The sequence below is a fragment of the Streptococcus sp. SK643 genome (genome assembly GCF_000259505.1).
Lineage (GTDB): Bacteria > Bacillota > Bacilli > Lactobacillales > Streptococcaceae > Streptococcus.
Map to the genome: position 1 here is coordinate 1 of NZ_AJMM01000016.1, position 3,471 is coordinate 3,471.

Annotated in this window: 6 protein-coding genes and 1 pseudogene; all 7 read left to right on the forward strand. The window is 31.4% G+C overall.

The genetic code is table 11. From position 1 onward, the window contains the following. Window positions 1-152 precede the first annotated feature (152 nt). The 7 genes and pseudogenes from HMPREF1117_RS06625 to HMPREF1117_RS06650 all read left to right on the forward strand — a co-directional run bounded on the left by HMPREF1117_RS06625 (window position 153) and on the right by HMPREF1117_RS06650 (window position 3,219). On the forward strand, window positions 153-419 hold the full coding sequence (locus tag HMPREF1117_RS06625; RefSeq protein ID WP_000062817.1) for a hypothetical protein: 267 nt from the start codon (window positions 153-155) through the stop codon (window positions 417-419). Window positions 420-600: 181 nt separating this feature from the next. Beyond that, window positions 601-1,071, forward strand: coding sequence for a hypothetical protein (locus HMPREF1117_RS06630; protein WP_000691898.1), 471 nt, complete (start codon window positions 601-603; stop codon window positions 1,069-1,071). A gap of 20 nt (window positions 1,072-1,091) precedes the next feature. Beyond that, window positions 1,092-1,475, forward strand: a pseudogene (imm48, locus tag HMPREF1117_RS06635) (Imm48 family immunity protein). 154 nt (window positions 1,476-1,629) lie between these two features. Beyond that, window positions 1,630-1,965: a hypothetical protein gene (locus HMPREF1117_RS06640; protein ID WP_000512640.1), complete on the forward strand. Its 336-nt coding sequence runs from the start codon at window positions 1,630-1,632 to the stop codon at window positions 1,963-1,965. A 183-nt stretch (window positions 1,966-2,148) separates the two neighbouring features. Beyond that, window positions 2,149-2,400: an Imm59 family immunity protein gene (locus HMPREF1117_RS06645; RefSeq protein WP_231160763.1), complete on the forward strand. Its 252-nt coding sequence runs from the start codon at window positions 2,149-2,151 to the stop codon at window positions 2,398-2,400. Between the two features lie 248 nt (window positions 2,401-2,648). Then, window positions 2,649-2,774 carry an HNH endonuclease gene (locus HMPREF1117_RS11615; protein WP_231160764.1) on the forward strand — a complete coding sequence of 42 codons (126 nt, stop codon included), beginning with the start codon at window positions 2,649-2,651 and terminating at the stop codon, window positions 2,772-2,774. A gap of 1 nt (window position 2,775) precedes the next feature. Next, window positions 2,776-3,219, forward strand: coding sequence for an SMI1/KNR4 family protein (locus HMPREF1117_RS06650; protein WP_000599707.1), 444 nt, complete (start codon window positions 2,776-2,778; stop codon window positions 3,217-3,219). Window positions 3,220-3,471: the final 252 nt, after the last annotated feature.

Genomic DNA, 3,471 nt, shown 5'->3' on the forward strand with positions numbered 1-3,471 from the left:
TTAAAGCTAGTGTTTATGAGCCGTATGTAAACACGGAGGAAGGCTAATGGGATAGATATTGCGAAGCTTCAGAAAGCCCAAGAGGCCTATATGAAGATGGTCGCAGGATTGGGTTGTGAATGTAAGGACTGTCCCTAATTAAGGAGTAGATTATGAGTATGAGATCAATAAAGATAGCCAATAAAATTTTAGAAATAATGGATAAACAGTATCCTTCAGAAATACAGGAAAAAGGAGCAATTAACACTCTTTATACCATTATTAGATCAATAAAGGAAACAGAAACTATCCCATCGAATATTCATCTTAAGGATCATGCACGTATGTTGATAGATGCAACTTCTAATTATAATTTAGAAATCATCTACCTACTTCAAGATTTAGATAAGGAATTAAAAAAGAATGAACGTCAAAGATAGTTTACAACGTTTTTCATCAAATCGAACAGAAGAAAATAGGTCGAAACTTCTTTCAGATATGGAGAAATGGACGCTGTTCGTCCCTATAAGATGGGTAGATAAGCAGACGTTCCGCATTCTCCATATTCAGGATGGAACAGAAAATTTTTATCTGCAGTAAGTAGTAAGGTGTGTATTTAAAATGAAAATAATTTCAGAAGTAGTTGATAATTTAACTAGTATAAAATTATTAGTGAATTCTCGAAAAACTAATATTCCTATAATAGAGCTAGATAAGTTGTCCATTGCGGAAAAAAATATCACAAGTTTAAAATGGGAAAATTTTGTTCTTGAACAACGTGGTGATCTAACCGCATATTTATTAAAAAATGAGAGAGAAATTTTCAAAAAATGGAATGAATTGAGTAGGGATGCAAAAGAAAGAATTATTCCTATTGTTACAAAACAACTGTTTGCTTTAGTTGAAGAAAAAAAAATATTTGAATCAATGATACCCCAAATTAGATTTGATATAATTAACATTTCTATATATTTAACGTTAAAGAATGAATGTCTGAATGTAAATTCACCGTTTTTTGATGATTTATATACTTTATATCGATTGGGTTATATTCCCTGTGGCTATGCTAAAGGGAAATATAAAGTATTATAGAGAGAAATAAGGAGAAATAAATGGAAAATCAATATGTAAGTGAGTCATTAAGAATAGCAAATGATATTATCCAATTGGTTAAAATTGATCTAAAGGACGAAATGAATAGGCAAATTTTAGCTTCCTATATATTTGGTGTTTTAAATGCTAAAGCAATTCAAGAGTCCATTTCTCCAATCGATGTTCAAGTTACAATGATTCGTGTTGGAATAGAAGCGTTGGGCTATAGTCCAGAGGCAGCTACTCAAATGACGTAATTTGTTATCGATGCCACAGATAAGAATTTCCATCCAACTGTATATGCAATAATACATAGAGGAGTAGAGGCGTTTTATCTCTATAGTAATGAGAAATACGAGCAACTAAAAGAGGATTTTGATAATATAATGGCATCCATAAAATAAGGTAGATTTGCTTTAAGAAGAAAATAATGGAGGAAAGAATGTATTATTTTAAATCGTTAGAGAGACCTATCTCAAATTCAGAACTATCAGAGATAGAAAAAAAATAAATGTAATACTTCCAGAAGACTATAAGGAATTTCTATTAGAAGTTAATGTGGGTATTCCTAAAGAGCAGTACTTATCGTTTTTTATTGATGATTTAAATGAAAAAGTGATTTTGGGGACAATGTTAGGTATTTCAGAGAATAAAAACTTTAGTCTAACGGATTGGAACTCAGAATACCAAATTGAACTTCCATACGATTCATTTGTCTTTGGAACGGAATATGGAGGAGGGTTATTTGTTATGATTGTGAGTGGAGAGGATAGAGGAATTTATTTTTGGGACCACACATTTATATTTGACCAGTCGTCGGTAGATTCAAATGTATACTTTTTAGCAGATAATTTTACTAATTTTATAGAAAAGTTATATATTTCTGAACCATAGAAATACAAAAGAGGAATCCTATTTATGAGTGATAAATTCCTTGAATCAGCCAATGTGAGGTTTAAGTAATATTCAACAAGGAGAAATTACAAAAGTCTTTGGAGCAGGTGGAGGAACTCAGATACAACTAGGGAATTCTTTGAAGTATTATGAAGATTTAGGTTTATTAAAAGAGGTGATAAAATGAATTCGGAACAAATTGAAAAATTCAAACAAGAAATAGAATGTATTATAAAAGAAAAAAATTATATATCTTTACGGTATGTTCTTTTCGATGAAACAAATAGAACACCATTTGCTGTACATATATTTTACAAAGATAATTTATTCATGGTGAATAGCAGAGATGAGAGGGCTTATGTAATTGGAAGAACATTTGAATTTGATAATTTTTCTGAGGCTGAAAAAAATTCTTTAATGTATTGGACTTTATAGTACGTGAGGGTCGAAGGGACATATCTAACAGAGGAAGCTATATGTATTCCTCACCTCTTTGGGACAAACCATAATGATAAATTTAGAAAAGCAACGCAGTGAAACTTAATTTGAGTTTTATCGAGCACTCCCAGCAACAAGTATCGACTTCCTTTATGCGCAGTGAGGATTTTGTTCGGTATTATGAGCCGTATGTAAACACGGAGGAAGGCTACTGGGCTTTTATGTAGATATTGCGGAGCTTCAGATTGAAAAAACTTCTAAGTAACACATGGCACCATCATGAAGACTTAAAGACATTACAAGAAGTGAATAAGAGCATTCACGCAGAGTTTACCCATCGCGGAGGAGTTTCCCTAAAGAAAGGAAAATAAGATGATTTTAGAAGGTTTTAAAAAAATAAATGAGGAGCAAATTACTCGAGTTGAAAATACTTTAAATATCTCATTTCCTTTAGATTATAAGGATTTTATTCTATCGAATAATGGGATGTGCGCAGAAGGTGAGCTTGGTATAGCACTTCCTTTGAATCAAGAAGTAATAGCCCTAGATATTCTATATGGAATTGATACAGAAACCGAGAATTGTGACATCCTTGAATTAACTCAAGAATACAAAGAAGATTTACCTGAAAACACTCTTATTATTGGAGATGATGTACTGATGGGGTTCTTTATTTTAGTTTGTAAAGGAGAAGATAAAGGGGTGTATTATTATGATCATGCTTATAACTTAGAGGGTTCGGATGATGATGGAAATACTTATTTTATAGCTAACTCTTTTGAGGAGTTTATAAATCAATTGACTGTGATTGAATAATTGAAGTAATTTTTACAATCATATTATTCTAAGTTATATTAAATTATATATATGAAATCAACAATGTCCATAACCCCGTGACTGTTGGTTTATGAAAAAACGTTGCAAGCGGTTGATAGGGCTATACACAGGTAATTTACTCATCGAGGTGGTATATCAATTATGAAAGGAAATAAATAAAAATGACAATGAAGCTTGATAGGTTTGGATTCGCCAATGAAGAAGCAATTTCAATATTAGAAAATAAATATA

Excerpts from the sequence above, each read along its gene's own strand:
- HMPREF1117_RS06630 (WP_000691898.1), top strand. The coding sequence starts at position 601 with ATGAAAATAATTTCAGAAGTAGTTGATAATTTAACTAGTATAAAATTA.
- HMPREF1117_RS06650 (WP_000599707.1), top strand. The coding sequence starts at position 2,776 with ATGATTTTAGAAGGTTTTAAAAAAATAAATGAGGAGCAAATTACTCGA.
- HMPREF1117_RS06625 (WP_000062817.1), top strand. The coding sequence starts at position 153 with ATGAGTATGAGATCAATAAAGATAGCCAATAAAATTTTAGAAATAATG.
- HMPREF1117_RS06645 (WP_231160763.1), top strand. The coding sequence starts at position 2,149 with ATGAATTCGGAACAAATTGAAAAATTCAAACAAGAAATAGAATGTATT.